Annotated in this window: 18 protein-coding genes; 2 read left to right on the forward strand and 16 right to left on the reverse strand. The window is 33.1% G+C overall.

Annotated elements, in window-relative coordinates:
* Positions 1–273, reverse strand: a 273-nt coding sequence (locus B3C18_RS17295) for a hypothetical protein (protein WP_291149370.1), incomplete at its 3' end; no start/stop codon positions are given.
* Positions 274–688: 415 nt separating this feature from the next.
* Here B3C18_RS17295 and sucC point away from each other — a divergent pair.
* The gene (gene sucC, locus B3C18_RS17300; RefSeq protein ID WP_073487296.1) at positions 689–1,882 is read left to right on the forward strand and encodes an ADP-forming succinate--CoA ligase subunit beta; all 1,194 of its coding nucleotides are present in this window, start codon (positions 689–691) and stop codon (positions 1,880–1,882) included.
* Positions 1,883–2,342: 460 nt separating this feature from the next.
* On the opposite strand, the gene B3C18_RS17305 is transcribed toward sucC, so the two are convergent.
* The 4 genes from B3C18_RS17305 to B3C18_RS17320 form a co-directional block, all read right to left on the reverse strand.
* Positions 2,343–2,807, reverse strand: coding sequence for a DUF1456 family protein (locus B3C18_RS17305; RefSeq protein ID WP_291149372.1), 465 nt, complete (start codon positions 2,805–2,807; stop codon positions 2,343–2,345).
* A 251-nt stretch (positions 2,808–3,058) separates the two neighbouring features.
* A complete protein-coding gene (locus B3C18_RS17310; protein ID WP_291149375.1) occupies positions 3,059–4,078 on the reverse strand; it encodes an aminotransferase class I/II-fold pyridoxal phosphate-dependent enzyme in 1,020 nt (339 codons plus the stop codon).
* A gap of 2 nt (positions 4,079–4,080) precedes the next feature.
* Positions 4,081–5,091, reverse strand: a complete 1,011-nt coding sequence (locus tag B3C18_RS17315) for a dipeptide epimerase (protein ID WP_291149377.1) — start codon at positions 5,089–5,091, stop codon at positions 4,081–4,083.
* Positions 5,092–5,123: 32 nt separating this feature from the next.
* Positions 5,124–5,915 (reverse strand): alpha/beta hydrolase, encoded by a 792-nt coding sequence (locus B3C18_RS17320; RefSeq protein ID WP_414655353.1) that lies wholly within the window; start codon positions 5,913–5,915, stop codon positions 5,124–5,126.
* A 57-nt stretch (positions 5,916–5,972) separates the two neighbouring features.
* Here B3C18_RS17320 and B3C18_RS17325 point away from each other — a divergent pair, with 57 nt between their 5' ends.
* Complete coding sequence (locus B3C18_RS17325) at positions 5,973–6,374, forward strand: excinuclease ABC subunit B (protein ID WP_291149381.1); 402 nt, start codon at positions 5,973–5,975, stop codon at positions 6,372–6,374.
* On the opposite strand, the gene uvrB is transcribed toward B3C18_RS17325, so the two are convergent.
* The 11 genes from uvrB to B3C18_RS17380 form a co-directional block, all read right to left on the reverse strand.
* Positions 6,371–8,362 carry an excinuclease ABC subunit UvrB gene (uvrB, locus tag B3C18_RS17330; protein WP_291149385.1) on the reverse strand — a complete coding sequence of 664 codons (1,992 nt, stop codon included), beginning with the start codon at positions 8,360–8,362 and terminating at the stop codon, positions 6,371–6,373. The genes B3C18_RS17325 and uvrB overlap by 4 nt on opposite strands.
* A gap of 500 nt (positions 8,363–8,862) precedes the next feature.
* Positions 8,863–9,804, reverse strand: a complete 942-nt coding sequence (locus B3C18_RS17335; RefSeq protein ID WP_291149386.1) for an alpha/beta fold hydrolase — start codon at positions 9,802–9,804, stop codon at positions 8,863–8,865.
* Positions 9,805–9,895: 91 nt separating this feature from the next.
* Positions 9,896–10,126: a uroporphyrinogen decarboxylase gene (locus B3C18_RS17340; protein WP_291149389.1), complete on the reverse strand. Its 231-nt coding sequence runs from the start codon at positions 10,124–10,126 to the stop codon at positions 9,896–9,898.
* A 103-nt stretch (positions 10,127–10,229) separates the two neighbouring features.
* On the reverse strand, positions 10,230–10,889 hold the full coding sequence (locus B3C18_RS17345) for a DUF3800 domain-containing protein (protein WP_291149391.1): 660 nt from the start codon (positions 10,887–10,889) through the stop codon (positions 10,230–10,232).
* 178 nt (positions 10,890–11,067) lie between these two features.
* Complete coding sequence (gene rlmF, locus B3C18_RS17350; protein WP_291149394.1) at positions 11,068–12,018, reverse strand: 23S rRNA (adenine(1618)-N(6))-methyltransferase RlmF; 951 nt, start codon at positions 12,016–12,018, stop codon at positions 11,068–11,070.
* Between the two features lie 137 nt (positions 12,019–12,155).
* Entirely contained in the window at positions 12,156–12,818 is a 663-nt protein-coding gene (locus tag B3C18_RS17355; protein ID WP_291149397.1) for a thiamine diphosphokinase, read from the reverse strand.
* Between the two features lie 137 nt (positions 12,819–12,955).
* The gene (locus B3C18_RS17360) at positions 12,956–13,402 is read right to left on the reverse strand and encodes a DinB family protein (RefSeq protein ID WP_291149399.1); all 447 of its coding nucleotides are present in this window, start codon (positions 13,400–13,402) and stop codon (positions 12,956–12,958) included.
* A gap of 45 nt (positions 13,403–13,447) precedes the next feature.
* Positions 13,448–13,930, reverse strand: a complete 483-nt coding sequence (locus tag B3C18_RS17365; protein ID WP_291149402.1) for a GyrI-like domain-containing protein — start codon at positions 13,928–13,930, stop codon at positions 13,448–13,450.
* A 6-nt stretch (positions 13,931–13,936) separates the two neighbouring features.
* A complete protein-coding gene (locus B3C18_RS17370) occupies positions 13,937–14,758 on the reverse strand; it encodes a DUF4249 domain-containing protein (RefSeq protein WP_291149404.1) in 822 nt (273 codons plus the stop codon).
* Between the two features lie 36 nt (positions 14,759–14,794).
* Positions 14,795–17,176 carry a TonB-dependent receptor gene (locus B3C18_RS17375; RefSeq protein WP_291149407.1) on the reverse strand — a complete coding sequence of 794 codons (2,382 nt, stop codon included), beginning with the start codon at positions 17,174–17,176 and terminating at the stop codon, positions 14,795–14,797.
* 145 nt (positions 17,177–17,321) lie between these two features.
* Positions 17,322–18,782: NADP-dependent isocitrate dehydrogenase (locus tag B3C18_RS17380; RefSeq protein WP_291149409.1), on the reverse strand; the 1,461-nt coding region annotated here is incomplete at its 5' end.

Consider the following 18,782-nt stretch of genomic DNA (forward strand, 5'->3'; position numbering starts at 1 on the left):
AACCATTCCTACTGCATACTCACGCGTTTCTGGGATTTCAAAGTCACAAACTTTCTTAAAAAAATCATGAGGGATATCAAATAATATTCCCGCCCCGTCTCCAGTTCTTCCATCAGAACTAACGGCACCACGATGTTCCAATTTAATTAAGATGTCTAATGCTTTGTGAATAATATCATTTGATTTAATACCATTCAAATTACAAATAAATCCTGCACCACAATTGTCGTGTTCAAATTCAGGCAGATAAAGCCCTTGTTCTTTAACTTTCATTCTTGATATTTTTTCTACAAAAATAAAGATTTCGTTAAACATAATGTAGTGAAATTATACTTTCGCTTACATTTTTGTTGTAATATTAGAAAAAGGCTTCTTAATTGATAATAATATTATATTAACCATTGCGAAATGATAAAATGATAATCCAAATTAAAATATATTAAGAAAAATCGTCTCAAGGCTAATAAATACGGTGATGTTTTTGTTAAATATCAAACGTTTTAGTGGTTTTGAGTTAACTTTAACAAATTGTTTAGTTAACTATTTCTTTGCGTTGCGAAAGAATAAACGTTTAATACCTATAAGTGTCATTTTTTAATAGAAAAAGATTTTACTTTTAAGTTGTATTTTGTTACTTTTGTCCGACTTTTATTCTGAACTAAATTCAGAACCAGACAAATTCTATATTATGAACATACACGAATATCAAGGAAAAGAAATTTTAGCAAGTTACGGAGTACGCACTCAACGCGGAATTGTGGCTAACAATGCGGTTGAAGCTGTAGCTGCTGCAAAACAATTAACTGCCGAAACTGGTACAGGATGGCACGTAATAAAAGCACAAATTCACGCAGGTGGTCGTGGAAAAGGTGGTGGAGTTAAGCTGGCAAAAAACTTACAGCAAGTTGAAGAGTTAGCAGAACAAATCATCGGAATGCAATTGATCACACCTCAGACTCCGCCTGAAGGTAAAAAAGTAAACAAAATTTTAGTTGCTGAAGATGTTTACTATCCTGGTGAAAGTGAAACTTCTGAGTTTTATGTTTCTGTTTTATTGAATAGAGGTACAGGACGCAACATGATCATGTATTCTACTGAAGGTGGAATGGATATCGAAGAAGTTGCTGAGCACACTCCTCACTTAATCTTTACTGAAGAAGTTGATCCTTCTGTAGGTTTACAAGGTTTCCAAGCAAGAAGAATTGCCTTTAACTTAGGTCTTTCTGGAAATGCTTTTAAAGAAATGGTGAAATTCATCGATGCATTATACAATGCTTACATTGGTTCTGATGCCTCTATGTTTGAAATCAACCCGGTTTTAAAAACATCTGATAACAAAATTTTAGCTGTTGATGCTAAAGTGAATATCGACGATAACGCTTTATACAGACAAGCTAAATATGCTGAAATGAGAGATATCCGTGAGGAGAATCCAATTGAAGTTGAAGCTAAAGAAGTAGGTTTGAACTATGTAGATCTTGACGGTACTGTAGGATGTATGGTAAACGGAGCTGGTCTTGCAATGGCAACTATGGATTTAATTAAATACGCTGGTTTTGAGCCTGCTAACTTCCTTGACGTAGGAGGAACTGCTGATGCAAAACGTGTTGAAACAGCTTTCAGAATTATCTTGAAAGATCCAAACGTAAAAGCTATCTTAATTAACATCTTCGGAGGAATCGTTCGTTGTGACCGTGTTGCTCAAGGTGTTGTTGATGCTTACAAAAACATGGGTGACGCTATTAAAGTGCCAATCATTGTTCGTTTGCAAGGAACAAATGCTGAAATTGCAAAAGAATTAATTGACAATTCTGGTATGCCAATCTTATCAGCTGTTCAGTTCCAAGAAGCTGCTGACCAAGTTAAAGCTGCTCTTTCTTAATTAAATAAGAAATCAATTTATATAAAAAATCCCTTCGATATTCGGAGGGATTTTTTTTGTGATATGTTAAAAATATCCCGTAAGAGAATATTTTTTAAGACAAAGCATATCGTAGAGACGCACAGCAGTGCGTCTACGCAACGCATTTCCCATTATGGATTCACGAGACGTAGACGCACTGCTGTGCGTCTCTACGATAAATGATGTGTAATAAAAGATACCTTCGATATTCGGAGGGATTTTTTTGTGATTATGTCAAAACACATTCCGTTTGAGAATATTTTTTTAAGATAAAGTATATCGTAGAGACGCACAGCAGTGCGTCTACGCAACGTATTTCCCATTATGGATTCACGAGACATAGACACACTGCTGTGCGTCTCTACGATAATGATGTGTAATAAAAAATCCCTTCGAATATTCGAAGGGATTTTATGAAATTATGATATCACAATATTGATTATTTCTTATTCTTACCGTTTTTGTAAACCACTTTTTCTACAACTGATGATTTTCCATTTCCTTTAGGGAATGCTTTCTTTTTAGGTTTTCCAGCTGATGAACCTGACTTTGACGAACTTTGATCACCTCTGTATTTTTCAGAATCTTTTGGAGCAGCTTTAAACTCAGGTCTTTCTTTAGAAGTTTCTTTCTTCGGAATCTCTGCTTTATGTTTTGCTAAAACATCATTCGGATTTTTAGGATTTTCTTTAGTTCCTCTTAAATGAATTACCAATCCGTTTAAGAAGTTTCTTAAAACCTGATCACCGCATTCCATATAATTTTCATGGTCTTCGGCTCTGAAAAAAGCACCTAATTCTGATTTTGAAATTCTAAAATCTACTAATTCTAAAATCTCAACTATTTGGTCATCACGGAGCATCAAAGCCACGCGAAGTTTTTTAAGTATATCGTTATTTGTCATCGTTTATTTTTTGCAAAGGTACGGTTTAAAAACAATTCGGGCTATTTATTTTTTCTGCCACGAATTGCACTAATTTACACTAATTTTTTTTTGCCACAGATTAAAAAGATTATTAGGATTTATAAATTGCTTAAAAAAATCATTAAAATCTTTTTAATCTGTGGCAAAAAGCATAAAAATTAATTCGTGGAAATTAGTGACTCGAGCGATAGCGAACAGACGAAGTAAATTCGTGGCAATCTTAATAATGGCTATGAATTCAAAACTGCGGCAAATTTATCTAAATCTTCTTTTAGATGATTTGCTGTAATTACAATTCGATTTAGTGGTTCAGCGTTTTTAGTATATTTAAAACTGGCAATAATAATCTTTTCAGTTTTTAATTTTTCAACTAATTCCTTTGATAAAAGATAAATCAAAGGATAGTTCTTATCAAACTTGATATTGGTGTTTTTGATTAAAATCGAATCTATATACTTTAAATTATCCAGCAGTTTGATGTGCTGCAAAGTATAAATTTCTGCAGCATCAGAAAGTGTCTGTACAAAAGCAGGGTTCATTCCCGCTGCACTTGTAAAAGTTTCCATTTCTTTAATTTCATTTATAAATCCAAAATCGCCGGCAATTACTCCTCCGGTTAATCCGAAAGCTTTTCCCAGAGAAGAAACCATGATTTTTCTTTTAACAGGATATTGAATTGAGGAATAAATTCCTGCTCCATTTTTGCCTAAAATCCCAAAAGAATGCGATTCATCTAAAATTAAAGTAACTTCTTTATGATTTGGAATTTGTTTTAAAAATGATAAATCAGCAGGCTTTGTTTCAAAAGTAGGAACACCGTCGGTAAGAATCGCTATTTTCTCCCGTTTTGAATCTAATAGACGCTCATTTAATTTGTCATTAACGAATAACGGAAGACTATTTTCGATTCTGATTGCATTGTGCGTATCATTAAAATGAAAAAAACAATCCGTTTGCTTTTTCATTAAATCTATCACCAATTTTCCAGCCAGCATTCCTGAGGAAACTGTAACCGTACTTTCTGAACCTATGTGAGCAGCTAAAAACTTTTCGCCACTATCATAAGCGCTTAATTTGATATTGGCAGTTCTGGAGCTTCCGTAAGTAGTTCCCCAATTAAGAATGTTCTTAACCACCAAGTCCTGAAATTTTTTATTGGTTGGCAATCCTAAATAAGCAGTTCCGCCAAAATACAAATACTGTTCTTGGTCAATTTCAATAATTCGATCGGGAAATTTTTCTACTATCATTTTTATAGAAGTGTAACTCCGGTTCCGTTAAGTTCAGAATAACTCACAGCACCATTTTTTATGGTTACTCCGGTTGCAATATCTTGTGCTAAAAGTAACGCACCATCCATATCAACATAATCAAGCTGAGGTAATAAATGAGCAATCGCAGAGATTCCAACAGTAGATTCGGTCATACAGCCTACCATTGTTTTTAATCCCAATTTTTTAGCTTCTTCAATCATTCTTTTTCCAGGGGTTAAACCGCCGCATTTTACCAATTTGACATTTACTCCGTGAAAATGATTGTGACATTTGGCTACATCTTCTTCAATAATACAGCTTTCATCGGCAATAATAGGCAGAACAGAATGTTTAAAAACTTCTTTATGCGCTTCCCAGTTGTCTGCTTTCATAGGTTGTTCGAGAAATTCAACACCCAGCTTTTTTAATTCAACGGCATTATTTATCGTTTCTTCAACGCCCCAGCCGCAATTGGCATCGATTCTAAAAATAGCATCCGTATGTTTTCTAAGTTCTTTTACGATGGCAATATCTTCTTTGGTACCTAATTTAATTTTATAAATAGGCCAGGGAAGTTCCTGCATTTTTGAAACCATTTTTTCAATAGAAGCAATTCCAATAGTGTAATCCGTAAGAGGATTTCTTTCAGTTGTGTAATTCCATAATTCGTATAACTTTTTGCCTTTTTTACGAGCATACAAATCATTATAAGCCAAATCTAAAGCACAAAGTGCAAACATATCCTCTTTTAAATAAGGATGAATTTTTCCCCAAAATGCATCTGGAGTTTCATCTTCCGTATTTTCAATAATGCTTCTGATTTTTTCTAAATCCTGCATCATCATTGGAACAGTTGTTTTGTAATACGGATTTGAAGTTGCTTCTCCAAAACCCGAAAAACCATCACTCTGCAATTCAACAATCAGCGAAGGCTGAAAATCAATAGATTCTCTTGAAATCGTGAAAGTGTGTTTTAGTTTTAGGTTATATTCTCTTAAAATTAGTTTCATGATTTTTGTGCTATTTTTTTTTATATTTTTTCTCAATAATTAAGCCAAAGAACCGCTTTTACAAAACCGTCCCGCCACAATTTTTCATTATGTTCGCCGCCTTTTACAACTTTAGATTTGGTCAGATGAAGACAGTAACAACGCTTTGTGTCTAATAATTTTTCCATTTTGGTCATGTCTTTCACCATATTTTCATCTTCTTTATCACCGCATAAAAAGTAAAATTTGGTTTTAATTTTTGGTATCTTTTCTGTAAAAGTGAAAATATCATTTGTGTACCAAAATGAAGGCGAAAAAACTCCGGCTTTACCAAATACTTCGGGATATTTTAAAGCCCCGTAATAAGAAACCAAACCGCCAAGTGAACTTCCAAAAATGATTGTATTCTTAGCTTTTGTTTTGGTTCTGTAGCTTTTATCGATATAAGGTTTTAATGTTTTTACGATAAATTCTAAATAATTATCGGCATTTCCACCGCCGTATTTTTCATTTTTAAAAGGCGTTAATTCTTCGATACGTTTTTCATTTCCGTGTTCAATTCCAACAACAATTACCTGCGCTTTTAAACTATCAAGTTTTTCGTCGACATTCCATTCGCCCACATAAGAAGTTTTAGCATCAAACAAGTTTTGAGCGTCGTGCATATAAATCACGCTGTATTTTTTGGATGAAGCCGAATAATTTTCAGGAAGATAAATCCAGATTTTTTTTGTGGTTTTTAGCTGAGGTGCTTCAATCGTAAAAGTTGATACGTTTTTTGAAGCTGTACTTTGTGCATTTCCGGAAATCATCCAAAGAAATATAAATATGAAAAATCCCCTCATCATTAGATTTTGTATTTTTAATTTAAAAGCAATATTTTAGCTAAAAATAATAAATTGATGAATACCGAAGCACAAAAGAAAAGTTTACTTTTAGAATTGATCGCCTTTTCTACAGTTGATGGGCAATTGCATAAAAGAGAGTACGATTTTATATGGCATGTTGCTCAGGAATTAAAGATTGATTTTGATGTTTTTCATGATTTATTTCATCAGGAAACGAAACCAGTAGTTGTAAAATCAGAATTTCAACGTATTCAGCAGTTTTACAGATTGGCTTTGATTATGCACTGCGATGGAATTTTACATGAAAAAGAGGCAATAGGCATTCAACAGATTGCAATTGAAATGGGATTGAACCCAGGTGCAGTAAAACGCATTTTAGATTTAATGAAAAAGGCTCCAAACGCCATGATAGAGCCTAAAGTTTTATTAAGAGTTTTTCAGGAACAACACAATTAAGGTAATTGTTCCTGTAGTTTTTTAATATCGTCACGCAGTTTGGCAGCCTGCATAAAGTCTAATTCCTTAGCTGCTTTTTCCATTGATTTTCGTTTCTCACGAATCATTTTTTCAAGATCAGCTTTAGACATATATGCCGTTTCAGGTTCTGCAGCAATTGATAAAGTATGACCTAATTCGTATTCTACTAAAGGATTTTTAGTAAAAGCACTTTCTATTTTTTTGTTTAATGCCTGTGGCGTTATATTATTTTCGACATTAAAATTGATTTGTTTTGTTCTTCTATAATTAGTTTCGTCGATTGTTCGCTGCATACTCGCTGTAACTTTATCGGCATACATAATCGCTTTACCATTTAAGTTTCTTGCCGCACGACCAATAGTTTGGGTTAAAGAACGATAATTTCTTAAGAAACCTTCTTTATCGGCGTCAAGAATTGCTACAAGCGAAACTTCGGGTAAATCCAAACCTTCACGAAGTAAGTTTACTCCAATTAAAACATCAAAAATACCTTTTCGTAAATCCTGCATGATTTCGATACGTTCTAAAGTATCCACTTCAGAGTGGATATAACGGCATCGAATACTGACTTTAGTTAAGTATTTGGCTAATTCTTCGGCCATTCTTTTAGTCAAAGTTGTCACCAAAACTCTTTCGTCTAATTCGCAGCGAACCTGAATTTCTTCAATCAAATCATCAATTTGATTTAAACTTGGGCGCACTTCAATAACCGGATCTAATAATCCCGTTGGACGAATAATCTGCTCGACATAAATACCATCAGATTTCTGTAATTCGTAATCTGCAGGTGTTGCCGAAACATAAATTACCTGATTCTGTATGGCTTCAAACTCTTCAAATTTCAAAGGTCTATTGTCCATTGCAGCTGGTAAACGGAAACCATATTCAACCAAATTTTCTTTACGGCTGCGGTCACCTCCGTACATGGCGTGAACCTGCGAAACCGTAACGTGACTTTCATCAACAATCATTAAAAAATCATTTGGAAAATAATCTAATAAACAGAAAGGCCTTGTTCCGGCTTGTCTTCCGTCAAGATAACGGGAGTAATTTTCAATTCCGGAGCAATAACCCAATTCACGAATCATTTCTAAGTCGAAATTGGTTCTTTCTTCTAAACGTTTGGCTTCTAAATGTTTGCCTATTTCTTTAAAATAATCTACTTGTTTTACTAAATCCTGCTGGATTTCCCAAATTGCACCTTGCAGTACTTCTGGCGAAGTCACAAACATATTGGCAGGATAAATAGTCAGTCTTTTGAATTTTTCAATTACTTGGGAATTCTTCGCATCAAAAGATTCTATTTCTTCAATTTCATCTCCAAAAAAATGTACCCTGTAAGCGTCATCCGCATAACTTGGATAAATTTCAACTGTATCGCCTTTAATTCTAAAAGTTCCCGGATTAAAATCGGCTTCAGTTCTGGCGTATAAACTTTGTACAAGACTGTGCAGTAATTTAGTTCTCGAAATAACCTGATCTCTGCTAATCTCAATTACATTCTTTTTAAATTCAACAGGGTTTCCTATACCGTATAAACACGAAACTGAGGCTACAACTAAAACATCACGTCGCCCGGAAAGTAGGGAAGAAGTGGTGCTTAAACGCATCTTTTCGAGTTCTTCATTGATAGATAAATCTTTTTCAATAAAAACTCCTGTTACAGGCATAAAAGCTTCTGGCTGATAATAGTCGTAGTAAGAAACGAAATATTCAACCGCATTATTCGGAAAAAATTGTTTGAATTCAGAATACAGCTGCGCTGCCAAAGTTTTGTTATGTGCCAAAACTATGGTTGGACGCTGTACTTCCTGAATAACATTGGCTACTGTAAATGTTTTACCAGATCCTGTAACTCCTAATAATGTTTGGTATTTTTCTCCATCGACTACACCTTGTGCTAGTTTTTGTATGGCTTGCGGCTGGTCTCCTTTTGGACTATATTCTGAAGATACTTGGAAATTCATTTGTTACTGATGAAAAGTTGGTTTTGTAAAGATACAAAGTTTGAATGCTATAAAAAAGATAAAAAAGTCGGTGATTTGTATAGTCCCTACGGGACAATTTTAAAATACGATAACCATTTTTTCTACCGATATTTAATCTCTACGAGATATTTTTTTGAATCAATTTTAAGATATAAATCAATTTTTTTGATCATATTTAAGAGCCAAATAATAATTTTTCTAATAAATAATTAGCCATTAAGTATATCTCTACGAGATAATTTTTTCGAATTAATTTTAAGAAACAACTGATTTTTTTAACCAAATTTAATAGCTAAAAGATAATTTTTCCAGTAAATAATTTGCCATTAAGCATATCTCGTAGAGATTAAATATCGGTAGAAAAACTATATTGCATTATACAAAGTTCGCCACGAATTCCACGAATTTTCACTAATTTATTTAATTGAATTATAGAAAAATTAATTCGTGGAAATTCGTGGAATTCGTGGCAAATGATCTTATTCTAAAAAATCAATAACGGCCTCATTTATGATTTTTGGCTGATCAATAGTCAAAAAATGCCCAGCATCTTTTATGATTTTTGTTTTGCTGTTGGCTAAGTGCTTTTGTGCACGCTCTAAACTTTCTTCAGAATTAATAACATCTTTATCACCAATTAAAACCAAAACAGGATTATTGATTGATTCTAATTCTTTATCTGAAAAAGGCGTCATTTTTAACATACTCGAATTTGATTTGGCGTATTTATTAGCCAAATAGAATTGCCTGTTATAGATAGGACTTATTTTTTCTGGATGTGTAGAAAATGCTTTTAATGTTTTGCTGAATTTCTTTTCACTAGGAAAAAGTTTTAACATTAAAGCCGATGATGTTTTTCTGGGTTTATCTATAAATTTAAAAGTCTGCGCCGGACTCAATAAAACAATTTTGTCTATTGAATTTGATTTTTGCGTTGCCAATAATGTTGCAATCCAGCCGCCGCGGGAAGCTCCGATAATATCAAATTTCTTTAATTTATAATGATCGAAAATTTCGTTGTACCAAATGACAATTTCTTCTGATGAAAGTGGTTTTGCAGTTAAGTGGGATTTGTTCGGTTCCATTATAAAATCGATGGCATAAATGCGGTGATTTTTGGCTAAAGTTTTAATGTTAGGATACCACATTGTGGAACTGGCGTCCATTCCGTGGAGTAAAATTAAATCTTTTCCGTTTTTTGGTCCGGTGATAATAACATGTGCAGTTCCAAAACTTGTTTTTACATTTTCTTCGGTATACGGAATATCCCAAAGTTTTAAAGCCTTGTTATAAGCGGTTTCATATTTTTGTTCTTCGCTTTTGGTTTTAAAAACATAATCTTCAAATTTTGCCTTTTTGGTTGAAGCACAGCTTGTGACTAAAAATAAGAGAATTGCTAATCTGGAGTATAATTTTGACATGGTAATAAGTTCAATTTGAACTTAAAGTTACGATTATAGAAAACAGAAACTGTATCAGAATTTTGTTTTAAAATATCATAATTACAATCTGTTATGCTTTTTTGGCTGTCAAATGATATATCTGAACAAATGATAAAATTGCATTTGGAATAATAATCGGTAAAAGCCATTGACTAAAATCTCTGTAATCTTTTAAAAAGATGCCGTAAACTACAAAACAAATGCACCCAAATAAGTTTATGAGCCGTATTGTTTTAAGATCTTTTAGTAAAAACCCTCCAACAATAAAAAAGGAAGCAAGATAACCAATATATTCTGCCATGATTTTGATATTTAATTATTTAAAACTATAATACAAAACTAATAATTTAATTGAAAATCAAATAGATAGGTTTCTTTGATCTCAATTTTGCACTTAATATTTTTTAGAAATACAATTTCTTTTCTAAAAATCTTTCTTTTGAAAAACTTGTTAGAATATCATAAGCACTGGATTCATTGTCTTCATGTTTTCTCCATACAAAATTAGCATACCAATCTGCAAACCAGATCATTTTATTATTTGTACTTTCTAAGAATTCACACGAAATATCAATATTAATTCCATTTCCCCAGATTTCTGTCTTTATATAGTCTGGAAAGCTCTCTCCATGACTAACTTTTATAGTTCTTTTGTCTAAAACAATCTTTACATTATCATATTTAATGATTTCGGGTTTAAGCAATAAACCAAGTACATAATTGTAAAAGATATTTTTATCCTTTCGCAGCGATTCAAAGACTTTCGATTTATTTACTGTGATTGAAATAATTTTAAAAGAACTGCTCTTGGCAATTATCTTATTAGTTACTTGGGAAGTAATAAAAGCACAATGTTCAGGAAGAAAATTAGCTCCTTTTTTCTCTATGTTAGGAGTTAGATTATATTTTTTATAAATTTCAGAAATAAAGCGGGAAATATATTTTTCTTCTTCACTGGATATAACTATACCGGTAATTGTAATAAATTTACTTGACCCACCATATCTGTTCGGTTTATCAAATCTCCATCCTAAATCTCCACTTTCATCAATGTATATTTTCATGCCATAAAAAAAAGGGCTGAGAAGCCCTTTGGTATTTTTAAAAATAGACCCTAAAAACGATGTATTTAGAATACATTTATGGTAGATGTTTCACCGCCACGTTGACTCAGGAATTACCTATTTAACGATGCAAATATAAGAATAAAAAATTAATAAATTTTATTTTGTAGGATTAATTTTAAATTTTAAAAGATTTTTGTTCCATATTATTTAAAAAACTCCACGCTACAATACGGCTATTTTTTTGCCCTTGCGACATTTCAATTGTTTTAACTTCAAAAGCATTTACTTTTTTCAAAGTTTTGTAAATCGAAGAAAGATTTTCTTTTTTAGAAACTAAAGTAGTGAACCACAAAACTTGCGAAGCATATTTTGCGCTTTCATAAATCATTTGTGTTACAAAACCAATTTCACCGCCGCTGCACCACAATTCAGCATTTTGTCCTCCAAAGTTTAAAACTGGATTTGTGTTTCTTTTTTCTTTTGGATTTAGATTGGAAACTTTTCTCGAAGTGCTTTTATTGGCTTCTTCTGCCGATGCATGAAAAGGCGGATTACACATTGTGAATGTAAATCGGTCTTCGGGAATTATAATGTTTTTAAAGATAAATCGGGATTCTGTTTGTTGTTGTAAACTGATTGCATCGATTAATCTTGGATTAGCTTCAATAATTTTGCTGCAGTTTTCGATTGCTTTTTTATCAATATCAGTCGCAACAAAGCTCCAGTTGTAAATTGAATTTCCTAATATCGGATAGATTAAATTTGAACCCGATCCGATATCTAATCCTAAAACAGAATTTCCTTCAGGAATTTGATTGTTATTCGTTTCTGCTAATAAATCAGCTATGTAATGAATGTAATCGGCGCGGCCTGGAATTGGCGGGCAAAGATAATTTTTAGGAATATCCCAGTTTTGAATTTCATAATAGGTTTGCAGTAAAGCTTTATTTAAAGTTTTTACCGCATTTGGATTAGCAAAATCAACAGTTTCGATTCCGTATTTATTGATGGAAATAAAAGCTTTTAATTCGGGACAATTTGAAATTAAAAGTTCAAAATCATATCTGGAACGATGTAGATTTCTTGGATGTAAATTGTCTTTTTGGGAATTGTTTTCTGCTTTCATTTTGATTTATTTCGATGCAAAGGTACACATTCCTTTTTTGGGATTCAGAATTCCGTAAGAATGATGTGTTTAATGGGAATCTTTGCGTAAACCGGATTGAAATCCGGCCCTACAATATAAACCGAGCCTTCGGCTCTTTAATCAAAACATTCCATTAATAACAAATCGCCATTTGTGTGGTTTATAGTAACCAAACCGTCTTTTGCTACAGAATTGCTGCTTCCAGTTCTGTAACCCATTGTTAAAGTATCATTTTGCAACGGATATTGTAAATTGGTAGAATAAATGCCGTTTACAACACCAATCGGAATTAATGAAATTGGAGTTTTAGCAGTATACCATTTTTCGAATTTTGTTGGAAGCAAAAAGATTTTTGAATGATCATCAAGAATTACAATTTTTAGTAAATCTCTGTAACGAACAATATTGGTTAAATTGGTAATCGTATGATCTGCACGTCTTCCGGTTGCCCAAACTACATTTACGGCAGGAATTTTTCTTTTAACTAAATAATCAAAAGCTTTTTCTAAATCGGTTTTATCCTGATCTGGAGTGTGAACTATTTCGAGTGGATATTGTGAAGTTTTATAAATCTCGGGATCAAAACCTTCGTCAAAATCTCCTAAAAGAACATCGATTTTAATGCCTAATTCAATAACTCTTTCTATTGCCGAATCTAAAACGATAACTAGTGGAGACCATTCTAGCAATTGTCCTAATAATTCAGGATCGCAGGCCGCTCCGTTTGCAATTATTAAAGCTGGTTCCTGATCGTCTCGAACTATATGGTGTGATGACATGTGAGTTTTTTTGAATGTGCTGCAAAGATACGGTTAGAATTTTAGATTGCAGATTTTAGATTTTAGATTTTTTTTGCCACAGATTAAAAGGATTCAAATGATTAATCTTTTTAATCTGTGAAATCTGTGGCTAAATATTATATATCCAGCAATCTTCTATGATAATTGATCTGCCCAACATGATACGCTAAATGTGTTGAAAGATGAACTAAGAAAAATCCGGTTGACATTTCTTTTTCAAAAACAATCTCAGGATATATTTTACTTAAATCTTCTTCGGTTAAAATATCAAGTACGTCATTTACAACTATAATTGTATTTTCGATTTTATCGATTAATTCTGATTTTGGAATATCTTTTAAGGAAAATTCTAAAGGACGATTTCGAATATATCCAGTTTTTCCAATTTGGGCTCCAATATAAGTATTGATGTTTCCAATTAAATGCAACGTAAGATTTCCGGCAGAATTTGAAATGTTTTTATCTACAGCCCAAATTTGTTTTTCGAATTCGTAGGATTCAATTTCAAATTTGAGTTTATTTAAATCCCTATTAAAAAGTATTTTTAGTGTTTCGATTAACATGTTTTTTTAGTTAAAAATTAAAATGAATAATTTATAGACAATTGATTAATCTCTGTTTTTTATCGGAATCCAGATTTCTTCTTCTGATTCTGGATCTTCTTTTTTGTATTTATGGTCCATAACGGCAAAATGCGGTCTGTCGTCAACGGTGTATTTTGAATTCGGAAGCCATTCTGCAAAAATGGTATGATACGTTTTATGCCCTTCTGAAGCAGGCCCATAATGTATAAAAACGGCATATAAACCATCTGGAATAATTAAAGTTTCCATTTCTGACGGAACTTCGTCATAACTTTCGACTTCTACAGCAGCCCATTTTTGAAAAGTTTTACTTGGATCAAAGTTATCAAAATGATCATCAGAAAACACTTCGAGCGAATATAAATTCTCGTTAATTGTATTTTTGATTTCTTTTCTTTTTGGCATAAAATTACTCCACAATTGAAATGTTTTGTTTTCGATAAATGACATTTCAATGTATTGTCCGATTAGTTTTTTCTCGGCTAAAGTTTCAATTCTGGCTTCCATATTTTATTATTCTATTTTGAATTTTTTTGTCTGACTTTCGCTTAACGAAAAATAACCTAAAGGATAATTTGCTTTATCGGTTGTATTGATAATGTTTCCTTTTACGGTTGCAGGCGGCGATTGAAAAGGACCGCCAACATTACTGCCGGCAATACTTACCAAAATATTCATGTAATTATAGTATTGCTTTGAAATGCCGAAATGAGTTATTTCTAATTCGTCTCCGGCTTTAAGTTCGTCATCATCAGAAACACTAAAAAATTCATTTCCCTGAAAAAACTTATCCTCATCAACATAAAAATTAGAGGTAACTTTATTAGAGTACACATATTTGTATAAGTAGAAATTGTCTACATCAGCAGGGTCGTTAAAATAAGCTCTTATTTCGATATCTTTTCCTGTAAATCCGCCTTCGTTGTTTTGTTCAATATGCGTAATTGGTGCAACAGATTTTAAAGTTTCAGAAGCTGTATAGGTATTTCCGCCACTGATAACGGTTAGTGTATACGTTTCGTTAATTTCCGGTGCAAAATTATTACAGAGATAACGTCCCGTTTTTGGAACTTCGGTAAAATTAAATTGTACGTTTTTGCTGTTTCTAATATAAATAGTAGCTCCGGAAACTGTTGGAATTATCGATTCAAAATAACCAGTAGTTGTTGTTAATTTTATAGCCTGCTGCTTTCCTGTGGTACCTTTTTGCCAGTTTATGGCCGCTTCGATAACTAATTTTGGAGGAGCAGTATCCAGTTCAACATCTACAACATCTTCACAGCTTGTGAAGAAAACCGATGTAAATAAGACGATTAATGTAATTACTTTTTTCATACTATATCTTTTTATTTTCTTGACAGAAATGAATTTTTAAAATTTGAAATTATAACTAACTGCCGGCACAATTCCGAAGATGGATAATCGTACCGCTTCATTTAAACCTGTATCAGAATTTTGCCTAAAATTGATTGAGGCTGCGTTGCTTCGGTTGTACAAATTATAAATACTAAAAACCCATTCGCCTTTCCAGTTTCTGCCTTTATTACTTCGCGGCGTTAAAGTTGCCGAGACATCTAAATGATGATAAGCCGGAAGACGATTTTTATTTCGAAGGCCGTAACTCGGAACTGTAATTCCTAAATATTCATATTGTGCGTTCGGATACGTAACAGGCTGCCCGGATTGCAAAGCGAAGTTAGCCCCAAAAGACCATTTTTCGTTTAAATTATAAGCAGACGTTATCGCCAAATTATGTGTTTTGTCGTAAGGAGTACTATACCATTGCCCGTTGTTGATTCCAATTTCTTCCGGAGTTCTTCCAGGCGTTTGCTGTTCTGATTTTGATAAAGTATATGAAACCCAGCCATTGAATTTACCTTCATTTTTTTTAACCATTATTTCTAAACCATAAGCACGCATTCTTCCGTTCAGGATAACTTGTTCGATGGCATTATTGGCAATTAAATTGGCACCGTCAATATAGTCTAATCTGTTCTGTATTTTTTTGTAATACGTTTCAACTTCCAGCGAATAAGCGCCGTCTTTGATATTTCGGAAATATCCTAAAGCAACCTGATCTGCAATTTGAGGTTTAATATAATTGTCACTTGGTATCCAGACATCAAGCGGAGTAGGTGATGAAGTGTTTGAAATTAACTGAAGATACTGCGCCATACGATTGTAACTCGCTTTTATGGATTGATCGTCATTTAATTGATAGGATATCGAAAGTCTTGGTTCTAAATTATTGTAATCCTGAATTACTTTATTTTTACCGAAATATTTTGTTGAAGTTGGAATTCCTTTTTCATAAACCTCTGTATCTGAATTGAAAACTACCGGATTGTTATTGTCGTAATAATTGATGGTTGAAGAACCCAAACGATAAAATAAACTGTAACGCAATCCATACGCCAGTGTTATTCTCTTCGAAAGCTGATTTTCGGCATCTAAGTAAATCGAAGGCTCAAAAGCATATTTTTTATCCAATTGATCAGGATTAATTCCAGAAGTAGTATTACTTGGTATAATAGTTCCCGGATTGAATTCGTAGTAAATGCCGTTTACACCATAATTCAGTTTGAATTTATCTGAAATATAATGTTTGAAATCGTATTTGATATTATAGTTCTGAATTCCCGAATCCCATTTAAAACCAACGTAATCCAAGTCCAGTCCGTAATAATAATCGCTGTAAATAAGGGATAAATTAGAGAATAATTTATCAGAATATAAATGATTCCAACGCAGGTTTAAAGTTGAATTTCCGTAAATATTAGTAAAGCTTTTATTTAAACTGAAAACGTCTCGGCCAAAATATCCCGATAAATATAAATTGTTGTTGTCGTTTAATTTATAACTCAGTTTAGCATTTAAGTCGTAGAAATAAGCAGAATTATCTTTGTTGTCTTCTGAAAGTTTTAAAAATAAATGGGCATAAGATCCTCTTCCGCCAATTAAAAAAGAACCTTTGTCTTTTACAATTGGACCTTCCAGAAGCAATCGGCTTGAAACTAAACCAATTCCTCCGTTCATATGAAAATCTTTACTGCTTCCGTCTTTTTGATAAATATCTAAAACAGAAGAAGCTCTTCCTCCAAATCTCGCTGGAATTCCGCCTTTATACAATTTTAAATCTTTAATGGCATCGGGATTAAAAACCGAGAAAAAACCAAAAACGTGAGAGGAATTGAAGATTGTTGCTTCATCCAACAAAATTAAATTCTGATCTGCACCGCCGCCGCGAACATTAAATCCAGAAGCGCCTTCGCCTGCATTTGTAACTCCCGGAAGTAATAAAATAGATTTAAGAACATCAACTTCGCCTAAAACTACCGGCATTTTTTTTATAGTTGAAATGGAGAGTTTGTTAACGCTCATTTCTGGCGATTTGATATTTATTTTCTTTTTATTATCTGTAATGACAACTTCCTGAAGTTCTTCGCCGCTTTCGCTGATGGAAAAATTGTTTTTGGTATTTTGGTTTAAAGTGATGGTTTGCTGAATAGTTTGATACCCCACATAACTAATTTCGATTTGATGTTCGCCGCGAGGAACTGTAATAGAATAAAATCCGTATTCGTTTGTTGTAGTTCCTATTTTTAAAGCCGGAATATAAATATTGACACCAATTAAGGTTTCGTTGTTTTTAGAATCTTTAATAGTACCGCTTAGCGTAAATTTATCCTGAGAAAAAGAATGAAGTGTGGTAAAAATAATGATAAGAAGGAAACTAATCTTTTTTGTAATCATCTTTTTGGTTTTGAGTTACATAGTTAACAATTCTTACTATATATTACAGTCCAACTATTGTTAAACATTAGTTAAGAATAAAAAAGGGCAGCTTATAAAAGCTGCCCTTTTTGTCTATATTTTAAAAATACACAACGTGCATTTCTTATTTTATTTTTGCAATAATTGCATTGAATGTTTCACTAGGACGCATTGCTTTGCTTACTAACTCAGGAGTTGGCTGATAGTATCCTCCAATGTTTTGAGCTTTTCCTTGTGCACCAATTAATTCTTCATCGATTTTAGCTTCGTTTGCTTCAAATTCTGCAGCAATAGGAGTAAAGATCGCTTTTAATTCTGCATCTTTATTTTGAGCAGCTAAAGCCTGAGCCCAGTAAAATGCAAGATAAAAGTGAGAACCACGGTTGTCAATTTGTCCAACTTTACGAGCTGGAGATTTATCGTTTGCCAAGAATTTATCGTTTGCTTCGTCAAGAGTTTCAGCTAAAACAATAGATTTAGAATTGTCTAAAGTTTGTCCTAAATGCTCTAATGAAGCACCAAGAGCTAAAAATTCTCCTAATGAATCCCAACGTAAATATCCTTCTTCTGTAAATTGCTCAACGTGTTTTGGAGCAGATCCTCCAGCACCAGTTTCGAACAATCCACCACCGTTCATTAAAGGAACGATAGATAACATTTTTGCAGAAGTTCCAAGTTCTAAAATTGGGAATAAATCTGTAAGGTAGTCACGTAAAACGTTTCCTGTTACAGAAATAGTATCTAAACCTTTGATGATTCTGTCTAAAGTAAATTCTGTAGCAGCAACCGGGTTTAAAATACGGATGTCTAAGTTTGTAGTATCGTAATCTTTAAGATATTTTTGAACTTTTACGATCAATTCTCTATCATGTGCTCTGTTTTCGTCTAACCAGAAAACAGCCGGAGTATGAGATAAACGAGCTCTGTTTACAGCTAGTTTAACCCAGTCTTGAATAGGAGCGTCTTTTGCCTGACACATTCTGAAAATATCGTTTGTTTCAACGTTTTGTTCCATTAAAACAGTTCCGTTTGCATCAACAACACGAACAACACCATCACCTTGTATTTGGAAAGTTTTATCGTGAGATCCGTATTCTTCTGCTTTTTGAGCCATTAATCCAACGTTAGGAACACTTCCCATTGTTTTAGGATCAAAAGCACCGTGTTTTTTACAGAAATCAATTGTTGCTGTATAAATACCAGAATAAGAGCGGTCTGGAATAACTGCAATTGTATCTTGTGCCTTACCATCTTTGTTCCACATTTGTCCAGAAGTACGGATCATTGCCGGCATAGAAGCATCAACAATAACATCAGATGGAACGTGTAAGTTTGTAATTCCTTTATCAGAATTAACCATTGCTAAAGCTGGTCCGTTTTCGATAGCTTTCGTAATGTCAGCCTCAACTTCAGCCTGCTCAGGTCTTCCTGTGATTTTTGCATAGATATCACCTAAACCATTTCTTGTATCAATATTTAATTCTGCAAATAAAGTTTCGTATTTTTTGAAAAGATCAGCAAAATATACTTCAACGATAGCGCCAAAGATAATTGGATCTGAAACTTTCATCATTGTAGCTTTTAA

It is taken from the genome of Flavobacterium sp. UBA7680 (assembly GCF_002482975.1).
GTDB lineage: Bacteria > Bacteroidota > Bacteroidia > Flavobacteriales > Flavobacteriaceae > Flavobacterium.